The organism is Microcoleus sp. LAD1_D5, assembly GCF_036702115.1.
Classification (GTDB): Bacteria; Cyanobacteriota; Cyanobacteriia; order Cyanobacteriales; family Microcoleaceae; genus Microcoleus.
In genome coordinates, this window is record NZ_JAUBSA010000166.1 from 1 (window position 1) to 2,456 (window position 2,456).

General features: G+C 44.3%; 1 protein-coding gene, 1 tRNA gene and 1 pseudogene. 1 reads left to right on the forward strand and 2 read right to left on the reverse strand.

The window, feature by feature from the left end; genetic code table 11:
• Nucleotides 1–64 precede the first annotated feature (64 nt).
• A pseudogene (locus tag QUA70_RS28300) lies at nucleotides 65–676 on the reverse strand (IS4 family transposase); the annotation flags it as partial.
• 607 nt (nucleotides 677–1,283) lie between these two features.
• On the opposite strand from QUA70_RS28300, the gene QUA70_RS28305 reads away from it, so the two are divergent.
• Nucleotides 1,284–1,357, forward strand: a tRNA-Arg gene (locus tag QUA70_RS28305).
• 181 nt (nucleotides 1,358–1,538) lie between these two features.
• Here the strand turns inward: QUA70_RS28305 and QUA70_RS28310 are convergent.
• Complete coding sequence (locus tag QUA70_RS28310) at nucleotides 1,539–2,192, reverse strand: hypothetical protein (protein WP_445251686.1); 654 nt, start codon at nucleotides 2,190–2,192, stop codon at nucleotides 1,539–1,541.
• Between the last annotated feature and the right edge of the window lie 264 nt (nucleotides 2,193–2,456).

The window sequence follows — 2,456 nt, forward strand, 5'->3', positions numbered from 1 at the left end:
TGAGGACGACCAGACATTGTAATTCTCTCCTTTACTTTTTACACAAGTCTATCACATCTTTAAAAAAATGGTATGAGGTTTGAGTTGGCACTAATTGCAGAATATTTTCTTCAAGCTTAACATCAGAAGCTCTGGGTTTTCCAGAAACTAAATCTCGACAGGAAGCCTGGTCATTAAATCTATGACTGTTGCCATTTTTCCTGCCAACTACCCTTTAGGTATATCTTCCAGACTTTTGAGCTTGCAAAATAATGCTTCGAGTGTTGAGCTATCCACTATCCAAATTCGGGGAAATTTGGTCAAAGCAAATTGAATGCTTTCTGCTAAAGGTCTGTGGTTTCTCTTGTACCAAGCAGTTCTTAAACTTGGTAATAAATTTTTGAACACTCCTTCAAATAATGTGGCAGGAAAACTTAAAAATCTTTGAGACATTGCTTGTTGAGTGACTGTCGTGGGTTGGCACCACAAAAAACCTTCTCTTGCCAACATTCTTGTGAGTTCTGTCACCCCCGCTACATCTCGCCACAGTAGAGTTAATACTGCTGCTACCATCAACGGTAGGTTAAGAATTCTCTCTCGTAAACCCAGTTGACGGTAGTAATTTTCTTGTGAGGTGATGGATGGCTGGTGTTAATAATGCCGATAGTTGCGAGGCAATTGCCTCATCTTCCACCATCGGTCTTGTTGTTTTTTTGGCGTGGTCACGGTTGGTTTTTTGACTTTTAGCCATATTTACTGACCTACACAATCGCTCAATTATTTGTCAATTATATCGTTTGATAATACCAACACGATGCAACTATTATCACTGGCCCCGACGCTGCCGTGCGCTGGCGGTGCAACTATAATCGATCGCCCGCCCGCAATGCCTTTCGAGCGAACAACTTATTAATAATAATAATCGCTGCCGGTGGGAGAGTCCGCCAACGGCGGACTCTCCCCCCCCTTACCCCTTGTTTGATTATCATTATTATTCAATTATATTTATACACAAAGAGGTATTGACAAAATCTACTCCCTTTTAATTTGTTACCAATGGGGTAGTATTGCTAATTACCCACATCACTGAGGAGCCGGATGAGGTGAAAGTCTCAAGTCCGGTTTTGTAGGCGAGGCAGGTAGGAGACTACGTGACCTTAGCCAGCTCAGTGTTTCACAACTATTGCTTTTGATGCTTGACGTATTTTGGTACATCAAACCCGTTTATGCGTAAGTCATCAAATATTTACTTGCTCGATCGCACACTGCACCTATACAATAATGTTGTTAGCGATTTTTGAGTTGGGTGCGTAACTCAGTTGGATAGAGTAGCTGCCTTCTAAGCAGCGAGCCGCAGGTTCAAGTCCTGCCGTACCCGTTAATAAAACCTAATAGCATCAAGGGTTTGAGCCGTTCTTTACCGCAAAGGAGAGAGTGGCTCAAACCTTATTTGTTGTGCATGTGTTGTGCGTTTGTTGTGCAAGACAATTGCACAACAAACGCACAACACTGCCTATCTGGGTCAGGTGGTATCCCGGCATCCTGTCGGTAGACGCGGGTTAGCTCTCCAAGCCTAGTATTTCCAAGAACGTCCCCACGTCTGCAAAGTCCGCTCTGGATTTTTTACGCCGCGCTTTTAACTCATTGAGCAAGTCGGCCGGTTCTGGAAATTTTGCCACGGTCGGAGCTGAGTTTTTATTTGCTTCCTGATCGCGTCGCACTTCCTTGAGCTCTTGCTCCAACATCTGCGCCTTCAGTCCTATATCGCCGTTGCGCTCGTGTAACTGATTCAGCTCTGTATCCCATTCTGCAAGCTGCTTGTTGGCGACTTTCAATTCCTGCCTGAGCGATTCATCGTTGCCATCGCTCAGGGCACTCAATTTTCCCAGCCGTTCCTCAATGGCGGCCATACGCTCCATCACGGGGTCGAGGCGATCAGCTACAGCCTTGTCTACAGTTTCTGCCATAGCTGTAGACAAGGCTGTAGACACGACGCTGTTATTGTTTCGTGTAGACAAATCTGTAGACACCGTAGACAGGGCTGTAGCGTCATCCTGTGTAGACACTGTAGACATCGTTGTAGACGTGCCTGATATTTCCTTGAGAATGCGTTGTGCAGCTTGACTGACCGACTCGCCCTCTAGTCTTTGAGCTTCTATCCTGTTCAGGAAGTGACCGGAAGCCCTGAACGATAGGACTTGACTTTGACTCATTGTAGACACCTGTGTACAGTATTTGTCTACAATAACGGATAACTGTCTACAGTGTCAACATATTGTCTACAAAACTTGTAGACATGAAAATCCCCGCATAGGGACGGGGTTTAGCCGTCAATCAGAGATAACCGCTGCCAATGAGCACAAGCTTATACCATTTTTTTAAAGATGTGATAGAGATAAAGAATAGACCTCTTGCAAAAAAAATCTATGCTATAATAGAAGGTTTTCAATTTAATCCCCCTAGAGCTAACTCATAAT

Excerpts from the sequence above, each read along its gene's own strand:
- QUA70_RS28310 (WP_445251686.1), bottom strand. The coding sequence starts at position 2,192 with ATGAGTCAAAGTCAAGTCCTATCGTTCAGGGCTTCCGGTCACTTCCTG.